The following is a 13,719-nucleotide window of genomic DNA, read 5'->3' on the forward strand; positions in this document are numbered from 1 at the left end:
CCGACCGTTCTGAATACTGCCGTCCGCCCCTGTGGGAAGGCGCGGGTGGCACGGCGACACTCATTGATCGAGCAGGCGAACCGCGCCCTGGTCGGCGGAGGCGGCAAAGCGGGCATAGACCTGCAGGGCCTTGGAGATGGTCCGTTCCCGTTTTGGGGTGAAGGCCTGGGCGCCCCGGGCCGCTTCCTCGAGGCGGCGGGAGGTCAGTTCCTCTTCGCTGACCAGCAGGGAGATGGTTCGTTCCGGGATGTTGATGTCGATGCGGTCCCCCTCGCGGACCAGGGCGATGGCACCGCCGCTGGCCGCCTCGGGCGAGACGTGGCCGATGGACAGCCCGGAGGTGCCGCCGGAGAAGCGGCCGTCGGTGACCAGGGCGCAGGCCGCCCCAAGATGGCGCGATTTCAAGTACGAGGTGGGGTAGAGCATCTCCTGCATCCCCGGGCCGCCCTTGGGACCTTCGTAAAGAATGAAGACCACGTCTCCGGCCTCGACCGTGCCGTCGAGAATGGCCTCGCAGGCCTCTTCCTGGGAGTGGTAGACCTTGGCCTTGCCGGTGAAGTGGAGGATGGAAGCGTCGACTCCGGCGGTCTTGACGATGCAGCCCTTCTCGGCGATGTTGCCGTAGAGCACGGCCAAGCCGCCGTCCTTGGAATAGGCGTGCGCCATGTCACGGATGCAGCCACCCTTTCGGTCGGTGTCGAGTTCCGGATAGAGGGTGTTCTGCGAGCCCATCACCAGGTTGCGCACCCCGGCGGGCGCACTGCGGTAGAGATTTTTCGCCGCCTCGCCGCCCTCCGGCCGCATGATGTCGTACTGCTCCAGGGCCTGTGCCAGAGTCAGGCCATCGGCTCGCTGGACGCTGGTGTCGAGCAGGCCGCCGCGATCCAGCTCGGCCAGGATGCCGAGGATGCCGCCGGCCCGGTTGACGTCCTCCACGTGGTAGGAGGAGCTCGGCGCCACCTTGCACAGGTTCGGCACCCGGCGCGACAGTGCATCGATGTCGGCCATGGTGAAGTTCACCCCGGCTTCATGGGCGATGGCCAGGATGTGGAGCACGGTGTTGGTCGAGCCGCCCATGGCGATGTCCAGCGCCATGGCGTTCTTGAAGGCGGCCAGGCTGGCGATGGAGCGGGGCAGCACCGAGCCGTCGCCCCTCCCGTACCAGGCCTCGCACATGGTGACGATCCGTTCGGCGGCCCGGTCGAACAGTTCCAGGCGGGCGGCATGGGTGGCGACCACGGTACCGTTGCCCGGCAGGGCCAGGCCGAGGGCCTCGTTGAGGCAGTTCATCGAGTTGGCGGTGAACATGCCCGAGCAGGAACCGCAGGTTGGACAGGCGGAGCGTTCCACTTCGGCCACCTCGTTGTCGCTGACGCCCTCGTCCGCGGCCATGATCATGGCGTCGATCAGGTCGAGCGCCTTGTTGCCGGCCCGGCCGGCCTCCATCGGCCCGCCGGAGACGAAAATGGCCGGGATGTTGAGCCGCATCGCCGCCATCAGCATGCCGGGGGTGATCTTGTCGCAGTTGGAGATGCAGACCATGGCGTCGGCTTTGTGGGCGTTGCACATGTATTCCACCGAATCGGCGATCAGGTCGCGGGAGGGCAGGGAGTAGAGCATGCCGTCATGGCCCATGGCGATGCCGTCGTCAATGGCGATGGTGTTGAACTCGGCGGCAAAGCAGCCCAGGCTCTCGATTTTCTGTTTCACTCGTTGACCGATCGCGTGCAGATGGACGTGGCCGGGCACGAACTGGGTAAACGAGTTGACCACCGCGATCACCGGCCGGCCGATCTGTTCCTCCCGCATGCCGTTGGCCCGCCACAGGGCCCGGGCGCCCGCCATTCGTCTGCCTTCCGTTGTTGCCGCGCTCCGCAGTGGATTTGCCATCATCCTCACCTCAACTCACTGAAATAATTTTTTTCTTGTCTTTTGCCGCCTAAGCGATAGAACCCATAGTACACACTTTGTCAATTCTATACTGGTGAGGCCTATGAAACAACAGGAGATTAACTACTGGATCACCGCCATGCTGAACAAACACGAGCGGGTTTCCGACCTCAACCTGACCGTGGGCAAAACGCTGCAGGTGGAAAGCGATGGCGTGCTGGTGCCGGTCGATGTCGAACCGCCGGTGACCGAACTGACCCCCTTTCAGACCGAGGTCTTTGCCCTCAACCTGATCGGCGGCAACCGCCGCCTGCTGCGCGACTTGGTCACCAAGGGCTCCTGCGACCTATCGTATAGCCTGAACGACAAGGTTCGTTTCCGGGTCAACATTTTCTCTCAGAAGGGGTATTACACCTCGGTGCTGCGAAAACTGGAAACCACCATTCCCTCAATCCAGAAGTTTCATTTCCCCGATGCCTTCGTCAAGATGGCTCGCGAGGTCAACGGCTTGATCCTGTTCACCGGCGCCACCGGTTCGGGCAAGACCACCTCCATGGCCGCCATCCTCAACCTGATCAACGAAGAACGGCCGGTGCACATTGTCACCCTTGAGGACCCGATCGAGTACGTCCATCCCCACAAGAAGGCCACCTTCAACCAGCGGGAAATGGGCGACGATTTCGATACCTTTGCGGGTGGCCTGCGCGCCGCCCTGCGCCAGGCGCCCAAGGTCATCCTCGTTGGCGAGATCCGCGACCGGGAGACCCTGGAGATCGCCTTGTCCGCCTCCGAAACCGGCCACCTGGTCTTTTCCAGCCTGCATACCATCGATGCCGGGCAAACCATCAACCGCGTGCTGGGCATGTTCGAGCAGGACGAGCAGCCGCAGATCCGCAACCGGCTGGCCGATACCATCCGCTGGGTGGTCAGCCAGCGGCTGCTGCCACGGGTCGGCGGTGGCCGGGTGGCTGCCCTGGAGATCCTCTGTACCAGCCTGCGGGTCCGGGATCTGATCATCAACGGCGAGACCGAGGAAAAGACCTTCTATAACGTCATCAAGGCCGGCTCCTCCCGCGACATGCGCACCTTTGACCAGCACCTGCTGGAACTGTTTGAAGCCGGCTTGATCACCGAAGAGTCGGCCACGCTCTATGCCTCTCACCGCAGTGAGATCAAACGGGGCATGGACACGATCAAGGCGGCCCGCGGCGAACGAACATCGTCCATCGACGATCTGCGCATGGAGCAGCACGAGGACGATCCCTACCGGCGATGAACGCAGGACGAAGCGTCTGCCGCCTCTCTGCAAGGCCCGCTGATCGATGTTTGCCGTCCCCCTCAAACCGACAGGAGTCATCATGCTGACCCAATGCCCCAATTGCCAACAGTCGCTTCATTTCACCGACGAGCAGATCAGCCGCCTCGAACAGGCGTTGTCGCAGCTTGTTTCAGGGAAATTGCTGACCATGAAGTGTCCCCTGTGCCGCGAGGCCATCGCCCTGGACAAGTCGGGGATGCCGCCGCAAGCTCCCGGCAAGAGGGTGCAGCCGCCTCAGCCGCCGAACCTCGACTGGTTGCAGACCGGCCTGTTCCAGGGTGAGGAAAAGGTCGAGGATGTTCCCATGGCTCTGGTCTTGCACCCGCCCGGCGAGCAGCGCACGCGCATCGGTGAGGCGCTGGAGGCCGTGGGGTACCAGGTCTTCCCGGCGGATACGGTGACCGATGCCCTGGAGCGGATGCGGTTTGCCAATTTTTCCTGTGTTGTCTTTGATCCCAAGATGGAGGGCGGGCTGCACCAGGCCTCCTTTCACACCTTCATGCGCCACCTGTCCATGGACCGCAGGCGCTATATCTTCTACATCCTCATTGGAGCGACCCTTCATACCCTCTACAACCTGGAAGCCCTGGCCTACAGCGCCAACCTGACCGTCAATACCGCTGATCTGCCCCATCTCGATATCATCCTGCGCAAGGCCATCCCCGCCTACGAAGAGCTGTTCGGCCCCTTCCTGGAAGAGCTCAACGCCTACGGCAAGCGCTGAGCACGGGGCCGGCCGGTTTTTCCCCCATTCGCGCGGTCGGCAAACCGGCTGGAGTAGGCAAAGAAATACCTTTTTTCAAGAGGAAACAGTTGTTTTTCAAAAAAAACTCTGGTAAATAGACTAGCCTTAGTCCATAGAGCGGAAAAATCTCCCCTTTTCCGCCTTGTCAACCACTTATCAAAGACCGTCTGCGGTCACCACAGGAACATTCCATGACAAAAAACGGAACTCAACCCGCATTTGCGGCAGATGACACCAGCTTTGAGGAAATGAGCTTTGCGGAGCTGTTTGAACAGGAAGACAACAACACCGTGATCAATGTCGGTGAGGTTGCCCTTGGCACCGTCGTTGGCTTGAGCAGCGACGCCGTGCTGATCGACGTTGGCGACAAGGCGGAGAGCTTCATTCCGCTCTCTGAATTCCGCCATGAGGATCCGGAACGGGAAATCAAGATCGGCGACCAGTTCGAAGTCTTTATCGAGAAACGCAAGGATGAAGGCGGCCTGCTGCTTTCCCGCGAAAAAGCCATTGCCATCAAAGTCTGGGAGCAGATTGCCAAGATTCAGGAGGAAGACGGGACAATTGAGGGCCGTATCGATAACCGGGTCAAGGGCGGCATGTCGGTTGATATCGGTGTACCGGCGTTTCTCCCCTATTCGCAGATCGATCTGCGCCCGGTCAAGGATCTGGACAGCCTGATCGGCCAGACCTTTGAGTTCAAGATTCTCAAGTTCAACCGCAAACGGAACAACGTGGTCATCTCCCGCCGCGCGATCCTCGAGAATCAGCGCACCGCCCTGCGCGAGCAGATGCGCACTTCCCTCCAGGAGGGCCAGATCATTCGCGGCGCCATCACCAACATCACCGACTACGGTCTGTTCATCGACCTGGGCGGCATGGACGGCCTCTGCCACATCACCGATCTGTCATGGGGCCGGGTTTCCCACCCCTCCAAGCTGTACACGGTCGGCGAGGAAATCGAGGTCAAAATTCTCAAGTACGACAAGAACTCCGACCGTGTTTCCCTGGGTGTCAAGCAGCTCAAGTCCGATCCGTGGGAGCGCGTGCCCCAACAGTATGCGCCGGGTTCCCGCGTCAAGGGCAAGGTGGTTTCGATCACCGACTACGGTGTGTTTGTCGAGCTGGAAGAGGGCGTCGAGGGCTTGGTCCACATCTCCGAGATGAGCTGGTCGAAGAAACCGCGCCATCCTTCCAAGATCGTCGGCGTGGGAGAGGAGATCGAGGTGCAGGTGCTCAAGGTCGAGGCCGAGACCAAGCGGATCTCCCTGGGTATGAAGCAGCTGCAGCCCAATCCCTGGGATGTGGTGGAAGAGAGCTATCCGGTAGGTTCGGTCATCGAGGGTAAGATCAAGAATATCACCGACTTTGGTATTTTTATCGGGATCGAAGAGGGGATCGACGGCCTGATTCACGTGTCCGATCTGTCCTGGACCGAGCGGATCAAGCATCCGTCGGAGAAATACTCCAAGGGCGAGACCATCCAAGCGGTGGTGCTCAAGATCGACAAGGAAAACGAGCGTTTCTCCCTGGGCGTCAAACAGTTGGAGCCCGATCCCTGGCAGGCGGCCTCCAGCAACTATCCGATCGGTTCCACCGTTGAGGGAACCATCACCAACGTGACCGATTTCGGCGTTTTTGTCCAGCTGGAGGAAGGCATCGAAGGCTTGGTCCACGTGTCCGAGATCTCCAAGGACAAGGTCAAGACCCCGGTGGGCATGTTCAACGTCAACGATACCCTCAAGGCCATGGTGATCAACGTGTCCGCTGATGACCGCAAGATTGGTCTCTCGGTGAAGGCGTTGCAGGAGAAGGAAGACAACAACGGCGCCATTCCCGAGGAATATCTGCAAAAGGCGCAAAGCGGAGGTGCGTCGACCTTTGGCGACCTGCTGAAAGCAGCCGCGGGTGAGGATATCAACAAGTAAGACGTCAGTCTCTTGTTCGGCTGTAACGCAACGGGTGTTTCACCTGACCGAATAGGCAAAAAGGTAAGGTGAAACGCCCTTTCTATTACCCGCAGCAAGCGGCGCGAGTCGCTTGCCGACATGCGGCTGGTTAAAAGGAATGCATATCATGCTTAAGCGTGAATTGGTCAATCAAGTTTCCGAACAGCTTGGCGACTATTACAAACAGGATATAGCGCAAGCCGTGGAAATCATACTCGAAGAGATTTCGCAGGCGCTTGCCGAGGAGAGGAGGGTGGAAATCCGCGGGTTCGGCAGTTTTTCCGTGCGGACCCGAAAGCCGCGCACCACCAAGAATCCGAAAACCGGCAAGATGATGAATATTCCCGCCCGCAAAACCTTGCACTTCACCATGAGCAAATCGCTCAAGGAAGTGCTGATCGACGAAGTCGAATAACGCGCAATTGTTGCATGGTGACAAGACCGAACCCCGTTGGCGGGTTCGGTCTTTTTTTATTCAATAACGCACAAGCAGCTGGAGGCGTTTCCCCCAAGCGGGGAACCCGGCGGGAGAAGAAAGATCAGAGAAAGGCGCTGATGTCGCCCCGCCCCTCGCGCAGCACCTCCGGCTGTTCGCTGAGCAGGGAAATGACCGAGGACGGCGCAGGAACGATCTCGCCGCTGTCAATGATCAGATCCACCTGCTTGCCGAAGAGGCGTTCGACATCCATGGCGGTACGAACCGGCTGGTCGTCGTCCTCGATCATGGCGCTGGTGTTGAGTACCGGGTTGCCCAGGAGTTCGAGCATTGCCAAGCAGACCGGATGGTTGGGGACGCGGATGCCCACGGTTTTCTGCTTGGTGAGCATGATTTTCGGCACCATCTTGGTTCCGGACAGGACGAAGGTGTAGGGACCGGGCAAATTCTTGCGCATCAGCCGATAGGCGGTGTTGCCGACATGGCCATACTGGCTGATGTTGGTTAGCGAGGCGCACATGAAGCTGAAGGGCTTGTCCTTGGGGCGTCGTTTGATCTGATAGACCCGCTTGACCGCCTTTTGGTTGAAGATGTCGCAACCGACACCGTACATGGTGTCGGTGGGGTAGCAGATGACGCCGCCATGTTGGAGAATGTCCACCGCTTGGGCGATCAGACGCGGCTGCGGGTTGATGGGATTGATCTCGACAATTCGTGCCATAGGAACAAGGAAGTATTCGTGGTCAAAAAGATGCGCGATCCGTGTTCCGCAGTGCGAGCCTTGGAGCGCATTGGTGACGGGAAATCAGCGAACCGGATACTTAAGCAGGAACGGCCGGAAAAGGCCATTGGTTTTTTCGCTCGCATGTATTTCATTTTAGATGCGAACATGCTAGAGAATAACTATTTTCCCAGCAACCCATTCACTTTTTCCAAAAACGGGCAGGGGACAATTCCCCAATTCGGAACGGATCCCGCTTAAAAGATGACTGCTGCTACGGCCTCAGTCAACCGTCCGATCGTCCATACCCTGCGGCAACGTCCCGCAGGCGCGACCAGACAATACACATACATGCATCAACGGGACGGAGTTGCTTCCCGTGTTTTTACTCCAGCAGACAAGGAGCGTATATGTTTCAGCAGACAATTCCCATGGCCCTCACCTTTGACGATGTCCTCCTGGTGCCGGGCGCTTCCGAAGTTCTTCCCTCGGAGGTTTCCCTGAAAACCCGGCTCACGGACACCATCGATCTCCAGGCGCCGCTGCTCAGCGCGGCCATGGACACGGTCACCGAACACCAGACCGCCATAGCCATGGCCAGGGAGGGCGGGATCGGCATCATCCACAAGAACATGAGCATCGAACAGCAGGCCAAGGAGGTGGAACGGGTCAAGAAGTCCGAATCCGGCATGATCGCCGACCCGATCACCGTTTCCCCCTACCAGAGCGTGGCCGAGGTACAGCAGATTATGCGCACCTACCGCATCTCCGGCCTGCCGGTCATCGACGGCGACAAGCTGGTGGGCATCGTCACCAACCGCGACCTGCGGTTCGTGTCCGACGACGGCCTGCGGGTCAACGACGTGATGACCAGCAAGAACCTGGTCACCGCGCCGGTGGGCATCGATCTGCCCCACTGCAAGGCCTTGTTGCACGAGCACCGCATCGAGAAACTGTTGATTGTCGACGACAACGGCCGGCTCAAGGGGTTGATCACCATCAAGGACATCGAGAAGATCAAGCAATACCCCAACGCGGCCAAGGATTCCATGGGCCGCCTGCTGGCCGGCGCTGCTCTGGGAGTAGGCCCCGATCTGCTGCCGCGCACCGAGGCCCTGGTCAAGGCCAAGGTCGACGTGGTGGTGCTCGATTCCGCCCACGGCCATTCCGCCGGCATCCTCCGTGCCCTGCAGGAGATCAAGGCCAGCTTCCCCGATCTGCCGGTGATCGCCGGCAATATCGCCACCGGCGAGGCCACCGAGGCAATGATCAAGGCCGGAGTCAACGGGGTCAAGGTGGGTGTTGGCCCGGGATCGATCTGCACCACCCGCATTGTCGCCGGCGTGGGCGTCCCGCAGTTGACCGCCCTGAAAAACTGCGTCGAGGCAGCTTCCAAACACGGTATTCCGGTGATCGCCGACGGCGGTATCAAGTTTTCCGGCGACATCTGCAAGGCGCTCGGCATCGGCGCCCATTCGGTGATGATCGGCTCGCTCTTTGCCGGCACCGACGAGACTCCGGGCGAAACCTTCCTCTACCAGGGACGGAAATACAAGGGGTACCGGGGCATGGGATCGATCGGCGCCATGAAGGAGGGGTCCGGCGACCGGTATTTCCAGGACAGCCAGAGCAGCAAGCTGGTACCCGAGGGGATTGAGGGCAAGGTCCCCTACCGCGGTCCGATCTCGGAAATGATCTACCAGCTGCTCGGCGGCCTGCGATCCGGCATGGGATACACTGGCGCGGCCACCATCGAGGAGCTGCACCAGAAGGCCCGCTTTGTCCAGATCTCCACCGCCGGCCTGCGCGAGTCGCACGTCCACGATGTGATCATCACCAAAGAGGCACCGAATTATCGAACCGAAGGGCTTTAATTTTTCCACCAATCCCATCCGCATAGGCAGCCATGTCCACCCACACGCAAAAAATCATCATCCTTGATTTCGGCTCGCAAACCACCCAGCTGATCGCCCGTCGCATCCGCGAGCAGAAGGTCTACAGTGAGATCCACCCCTACACCCTGCCCCTCGACAGGCTGGCGGCCTTGCGGCCCACCGGCATCGTCCTCTCCGGTGGCCCGGCCAGCGTTTACGACGACGATGCGCCGATCAGCGATCCCGGTGTCTTTGAACTCGGCGTGCCGGTGCTCGGTATCTGCTATGGCGCCCAACTGATGACCGTGCAACTGGGCGGCAGGGTGGAGCGGGCCGAGAAACGCGAATTCGGCAAGGCCCAGCTCAATATCGCATACACCGGCGGTCTGTTCGCCGGCATGGAGGTCGCGCCGGCCCACTACCAGGTGTGGATGAGCCACGGAGACCGCATCGAGGAGTTGGCTCCGGGGTTCGTGGTCACCGCCACCAGCGGCCACTCCCCCTATGCCGCCATCCGCCACGGCGAGAACCCCTTTGTCGGCGTCCAGTTCCATCCGGAGGTGGCCCACACCCTGATTGGCACCGATGTGCTGCGCAACTTTATTTTCGGCCTGTGCGGCTGCCGCCCCGACTGGACCATGCACTCGTTCATCGACAGCACGGTGGCCGAGATCCGCGCCAAGGTCGGGAGCGACCGGGTGATCTGCGCCCTGTCCGGCGGGGTCGACAGCTCGGTGGTCGCGGCCCTGGTGCACCGGGCCATCGGTGATCAGCTGACCTGCATCCATGTCAACAACGGCCTGATGCGTACCGGCGAGTCGGAAAGCGTGCTCCGCTTCTTCCGCGAGAAAACCAGCCTCACGGTCATCGATGTCGATGCCACCGAGTTTTTCCTCAACGCCCTGGACGGGGTGGCCGACCCCGAGGAGAAGCGCAAGCGCATCGGCTACGGTTTCATCGAGATCTTCGAGGCCGAGGCCAAGAAGCTGGGCAAGGTCCGGTACCTGGCCCAGGGCACCCTCTACCCGGATGTGATCGAATCGGTGGTCTTTCGCGGCAAGGCGCCGATCAAGTCGCACCACAACGTCGGCGGCCTGCCCGAGCGCATGCAGCTCGACCTCATCGAGCCTTTGCGGGAGCTGTTCAAGGACGAGGTGCGCGAGCTGGGGCTGGAGTTGGGCTTGCCCGAGGAGGCCATTTACCGCCAGCCATTCCCCGGTCCGGGGTTGGGTATTCGCATCATGGGGGCAATCAACGCCGAGCGGCTGCGCATCCTTCGCCAGGCCGACGTGATCGTCCTGGAGGAGATGAAGGACGCCGGCTGGTACCGCAAGGTGTGGCAGTCGTTTGCCGTGCTCCTGCCGATCCAGACCGTGGGGGTCATGGGCGACGGCCGCACCTACGAGCACGTCATCGCCCTGCGCTGCGTGGATAGCCGGGATGCGATGACCGCCGATTGGTCGCAGTTGCCCTACGATCTGCTCGGCCGTATTTCCAACCGGATCATCAATGAGGTCCGCGGTGTTAACCGGGTGGTCTACGACATCTCCTCCAAACCGCCGGCGACCATCGAGTGGGAGTGAGCGGCAGGGAAAAAACACAACAACAATCTGCATTTACGTTTTACATGCTCAAAACAGCCATATACGTCGACGCGGAAAACATCAAGATGAGCGGCGGCTACGGCATGCGCTACGATGTGCTTGTCGACTTGGCCAACAACACCAATTCGGTGATGCTGCGGGCCAACTGCTATCTGGCCGAGGATCATGAACGTACCCAGCGGGATGCGGAATATCGACAGAAGGTCTACTCCTATCACAACATCCTGCGCCAGTGCGGGTTCAAGATCATCAAGAAGTATGTCCGGCGGTTCAAGGACGAGGACGGCAACATCACCACCAAGGCCAACGCCGACATGGACCTGGCCATCGACGCCCTGCTGCAGGCACGCAATCTCGACCGCATCATCCTTCTCACCGGCGACGGCGATTTCCTCCGCCTGATCATCGCCCTGCAGAACATGGGCTGCCGGGTGGAGGTAATCGGGTTCCACAACGTCAACAAGGAACTGCGCGAGGTGGCCGATTCCTATATCTCCGGCTTTCTGGTCCCGGGCCTGCTGCCCATTGCCGGCAGTTACGGTGAAAACGGCGACAAGTGGCAGCGGGGCACGGTGGCCAATTTCAACCAGGACCGGGGCTTTGGCTTTTTCCGCTACTACCGGTTGCTGAACAATGTTTTGCAGCCAGAAACCGTGTTTTTTCACCTGTCCAAGTCGACCTTGGCCTCCGACCATTTTTTTCAGGAACCCCATCGCATCTTCGAGTTCCGGGTGGTGGAAAACCCGGCCAACAACAACCGCTCCGAGGCCTGGGATATCCGACTGCTCAAGGAGGGCTGAGAGGCATGACCAAGCACAAGGGACTGTTACTCGCCGGCGATATCGGCGCCACCAAGACGGTGCTCGCCCTGTACGAGACCTGGCCCGGCCAGCCGCTGCGCCAGCAAACCTTCCGCAATGCGGAGTTTGCCAGTTTCGACGAGTTGGTGGAGCGGTTTCTCGGTGCGGGAGCGGCCACGCCCACGGCGGCCTGTCTGGGCGTGGCGGGGCCGGTGACCGCCGATACGGTCAGGATGACCAATCTTGACTGGAAGATCGAGGCCGCAGCCCTCAAACAGCGATTCGGCTGGAGCCAGGTCCGGTTGATCAACGACTTGGTGGCCACGGCCATGGGCGCCCTTCAACTGCAGCCCGCCGATTGCACCCTGCTCAACCCGGGCGAGCCCCGGGAAGGGGCGGTGATGGCCGTTCTGGCTCCGGGAAGCGGCTTGGGGGAGGCCTTCCTTTTGCCGCATCGTGGCGGCTACCTCCCCTTTCCCTCGGAAGGAGGCCACGCCAGTTTTGCCCCGTGCAATGGCGAGCAGATCGATCTGCTCACCTTTATGTTCCGCCACCACGCCCATGTGTCGGTGGAGCAGGTGTGTTCCGGTCTGGCCATCCCCGAACTGTTTGCCTTCATGGCCACCAGGCAGCCGGTTCCCGATTGGCTGCGGCAGGAATTGATCCGGGCCGAGGATCAAACGCCAGTGATCGTTGGCGCGGCCCTGGCGGCGATTCAGGGAGGCCGGATGTGTGAGGTCGCCGTGCGTACCCTGGAGCTGTTTGTCGACATCCTCGCCGACGAGGCGGCCAATCTCGCCCTCAAGACCCTGGCACTTGGCGGCATTTTCCTTGGCGGCGGTCTGGCGCCTCGGCTGCAGCCTTTCCTGGAACGGCAGCGGTTTTTGGCCGCCTTTGCCCGGGGGAACTATCGCGACATGCTCGGCCGCATCCCGGTGCGGATCATCCGCAACCCCCATACCGCCCTGCTGGGTGCCGCGGCCTGCGGGGCAAGCCTTGTTGCCGGCCACGATCATCAGCCGCTGCGGTGCTGACGATCAACGGCCAGGGCGTTCGGTCGGCTGTCAAGCGCACCCCGCGCCCACGAATCCATGACCCCCTTTGCTCTCTCTCAACTGCTGGTGGCCATTGCCATCGGTTTTGACCTGCTCTCCTTCCAGTTCAAGGAGCGGCGGCGGATCATCGCCTGCCTGATCGTCTCCTGCCTGCTAATCGCGACGCACTTTGCCCTGCTCGGCCATTGGACGGCGGTGGGCCTCGGTCTGCTGGCCGCGGTTCGGTTTGTCGCCAGCTATCTGACCACCTCGAAAAAGGTGATGGCCTTCTTTATTGCCGCCTCGGTGCTGGTCGCGGCCCTGAGCTTCCATGGCGTGCTGAGCGTGCTCAGTTGCCTGGGATCGATTTTTGGCACCATCGGTTCCTTTTGCAAGGAAGACAAACAACTCAGGCAGGTGATGCTGGTGGCGACCAGTCTGTGGCTGGTCCACAACTGTCTGGCTGGCACCCCCACGGCGGTCCTCATGGAGGGCTTGTTCATCGCCAGCAACCTGCTGGGCTATTACCGTTACTATTATCGGAGAGCGGGCAAACCAGAAGTGGTGCAGACGGAAGGGCAAACGCCGGATCGTTAGGCCGACCGGCGGTGGTGGGTAGGCAGTTGCTGAGGCCAACCGTTCAGGCGGAGGTAGATTTCGCGGCCGATCCAGGCGTCGGTGGCGGCATAGCGGATCTGCTGTGGGGTGAGTTCGGCGTTGGCCCAGTTGGTGGTACGGGCTGATTTGGAGATACGCACACCACAGACCAGCGCGGCCAGGCCCCGGAGGCCATGATTGTGCACCCCTCTGCGCCGGGCCATCCGCGCCAGGTCGACAAAGCCGTCGGGTTCGAACGGTTCCAGCTCCCCAAGACTGCGAAGGTCGAAATCTGGCGCCACTCCGGCCTTGATGATGGTCGGGTCGCTCAGGATGGCCCGCAGCGGTTGGGCCAGCCCGATCTGTTGCAGCTGAAAGAGATAGACAACCGAATCCGTGGCCAGCTGCAGCAGGCTGGGGGAAAATTTTTGCCCCTTGCGAAAGGCCGGCCGGGTTTCGGTATCAAACCCCAACAGCGCGGCCCGGCTGAGATGTGCCGCCGCCAAGGCCATGTCCTCGCTGGTCCGCACCAGGTGGACCGGTCCCCGCCAGCAGGCGAGCGGCAGCGTATTGATCGCTTCCTTGCTGATATGTGTTATGCCGCCCGCCGCCAACGTCTCGCTTTCCACCGGTATCGCCCCCTCCTTGACCGCACTTCGGTTGTCTCACCTCGTCCGCGGGGACGAGTACCATGTGAACGCCGATGTACCCGATTACGCTCCATCTGTCATGACTATTCACCATCCGTGTTTCT

Annotated in this window: 13 protein-coding genes; 10 read left to right on the forward strand and 3 right to left on the reverse strand. The window is 60.9% G+C overall.

The features are described 5' to 3' along the window. Positions 1 to 60 precede the first annotated feature (60 nt). Positions 61 to 1,890, reverse strand: coding sequence for a dihydroxy-acid dehydratase (ilvD, locus tag DESPR_RS00195; RefSeq protein ID WP_081458068.1), 1,830 nt, complete (start codon positions 1,888 to 1,890; stop codon positions 61 to 63). A 103-nt stretch (positions 1,891 to 1,993) separates the two neighbouring features. On the opposite strand from ilvD, the gene DESPR_RS00200 reads away from it, so the two are divergent. The 4 genes from DESPR_RS00200 (at position 1,994) to DESPR_RS00215 (ending at position 6,314) form a co-directional block, all read left to right on the forward strand. Beyond that, entirely contained in the window at positions 1,994 to 3,166 is a 1,173-nt protein-coding gene (locus tag DESPR_RS00200) for a type IV pilus twitching motility protein PilT (protein ID WP_015722781.1), read from the forward strand. A gap of 82 nt (positions 3,167 to 3,248) precedes the next feature. Next, on the forward strand, positions 3,249 to 3,932 hold the full coding sequence (locus tag DESPR_RS00205) for a hypothetical protein (protein WP_015722782.1): 684 nt from the start codon (positions 3,249 to 3,251) through the stop codon (positions 3,930 to 3,932). A 212-nt stretch (positions 3,933 to 4,144) separates the two neighbouring features. Further along, complete coding sequence (locus DESPR_RS00210; RefSeq protein ID WP_015722783.1) at positions 4,145 to 5,878, forward strand: 30S ribosomal protein S1; 1,734 nt, start codon at positions 4,145 to 4,147, stop codon at positions 5,876 to 5,878. A gap of 148 nt (positions 5,879 to 6,026) precedes the next feature. Then, entirely contained in the window at positions 6,027 to 6,314 is a 288-nt protein-coding gene (locus tag DESPR_RS00215) for an HU family DNA-binding protein (protein ID WP_015722784.1), read from the forward strand. A 124-nt stretch (positions 6,315 to 6,438) separates the two neighbouring features. On the opposite strand, the gene DESPR_RS00220 is transcribed toward DESPR_RS00215, so the two are convergent. Further along, a complete protein-coding gene (locus DESPR_RS00220) occupies positions 6,439 to 7,056 on the reverse strand; it encodes an L-threonylcarbamoyladenylate synthase (RefSeq protein WP_015722785.1) in 618 nt (205 codons plus the stop codon). An 18-nt stretch (positions 7,057 to 7,074) separates the two neighbouring features. Here DESPR_RS00220 and DESPR_RS00225 point away from each other — a divergent pair, with 18 nt between their 5' ends. The 6 genes from DESPR_RS00225 to DESPR_RS00250 all read left to right on the forward strand — a co-directional run bounded on the left by DESPR_RS00225 (position 7,075) and on the right by DESPR_RS00250 (position 12,965). Further along, entirely contained in the window at positions 7,075 to 7,317 is a 243-nt protein-coding gene (locus tag DESPR_RS00225; protein WP_015722786.1) for a hypothetical protein, read from the forward strand. Between the two features lie 149 nt (positions 7,318 to 7,466). Further along, the gene (guaB, locus tag DESPR_RS00230; protein ID WP_015722787.1) at positions 7,467 to 8,930 is read left to right on the forward strand and encodes an IMP dehydrogenase; all 1,464 of its coding nucleotides are present in this window, start codon (positions 7,467 to 7,469) and stop codon (positions 8,928 to 8,930) included. A gap of 32 nt (positions 8,931 to 8,962) precedes the next feature. Further along, positions 8,963 to 10,513 (forward strand): glutamine-hydrolyzing GMP synthase, encoded by a 1,551-nt coding sequence (guaA, locus tag DESPR_RS00235; protein WP_015722788.1) that lies wholly within the window; start codon positions 8,963 to 8,965, stop codon positions 10,511 to 10,513. Positions 10,514 to 10,557: 44 nt separating this feature from the next. Continuing rightward, the gene (locus DESPR_RS00240; protein ID WP_015722789.1) at positions 10,558 to 11,334 is read left to right on the forward strand and encodes a LabA-like NYN domain-containing protein; all 777 of its coding nucleotides are present in this window, start codon (positions 10,558 to 10,560) and stop codon (positions 11,332 to 11,334) included. A gap of 5 nt (positions 11,335 to 11,339) precedes the next feature. Continuing rightward, positions 11,340 to 12,368, forward strand: a complete 1,029-nt coding sequence (gene glk / locus DESPR_RS00245; RefSeq protein WP_015722790.1) for a glucokinase — start codon at positions 11,340 to 11,342, stop codon at positions 12,366 to 12,368. 57 nt (positions 12,369 to 12,425) lie between these two features. Beyond that, positions 12,426 to 12,965: a YgjV family protein gene (locus DESPR_RS00250; RefSeq protein WP_015722791.1), complete on the forward strand. Its 540-nt coding sequence runs from the start codon at positions 12,426 to 12,428 to the stop codon at positions 12,963 to 12,965. On the opposite strand, the gene DESPR_RS00255 is transcribed toward DESPR_RS00250, so the two are convergent. Next, positions 12,962 to 13,594 (reverse strand): 3'-5' exonuclease, encoded by a 633-nt coding sequence (locus DESPR_RS00255; protein ID WP_015722792.1) that lies wholly within the window; start codon positions 13,592 to 13,594, stop codon positions 12,962 to 12,964. The two genes, DESPR_RS00250 and DESPR_RS00255, sit on opposite strands and share 4 nt — an antisense overlap. Positions 13,595 to 13,719 lie beyond the last annotated feature (125 nt).

The sequence above is a fragment of the Desulfobulbus propionicus DSM 2032 genome, assembly GCF_000186885.1.
In the GTDB taxonomy this organism is placed as follows: Bacteria; Desulfobacterota; Desulfobulbia; order Desulfobulbales; family Desulfobulbaceae; genus Desulfobulbus; species Desulfobulbus propionicus.

Coding starts and splice junctions, on each gene's coding strand:
- ilvD (WP_081458068.1), bottom strand. CDS start 1,890: ATGGCAAATCCACTGCGGAGCGCGGCAACAACGGAAGGCAGACGAATG.
- DESPR_RS00200 (WP_015722781.1), top strand. CDS start 1,994: ATGAAACAACAGGAGATTAACTACTGGATCACCGCCATGCTGAACAAA.
- DESPR_RS00205 (WP_015722782.1), top strand. CDS start 3,249: ATGCTGACCCAATGCCCCAATTGCCAACAGTCGCTTCATTTCACCGAC.
- DESPR_RS00210 (WP_015722783.1), top strand. CDS start 4,145: ATGACAAAAAACGGAACTCAACCCGCATTTGCGGCAGATGACACCAGC.
- DESPR_RS00215 (WP_015722784.1), top strand. CDS start 6,027: ATGCTTAAGCGTGAATTGGTCAATCAAGTTTCCGAACAGCTTGGCGAC.
- DESPR_RS00220 (WP_015722785.1), bottom strand. CDS start 7,056: ATGGCACGAATTGTCGAGATCAATCCCATCAACCCGCAGCCGCGTCTG.
- guaB (WP_015722787.1), top strand. CDS start 7,467: ATGTTTCAGCAGACAATTCCCATGGCCCTCACCTTTGACGATGTCCTC.
- guaA (WP_015722788.1), top strand. CDS start 8,963: ATGTCCACCCACACGCAAAAAATCATCATCCTTGATTTCGGCTCGCAA.
- DESPR_RS00240 (WP_015722789.1), top strand. CDS start 10,558: ATGCTCAAAACAGCCATATACGTCGACGCGGAAAACATCAAGATGAGC.
- glk (WP_015722790.1), top strand. CDS start 11,340: ATGACCAAGCACAAGGGACTGTTACTCGCCGGCGATATCGGCGCCACC.
- DESPR_RS00250 (WP_015722791.1), top strand. CDS start 12,426: ATGACCCCCTTTGCTCTCTCTCAACTGCTGGTGGCCATTGCCATCGGT.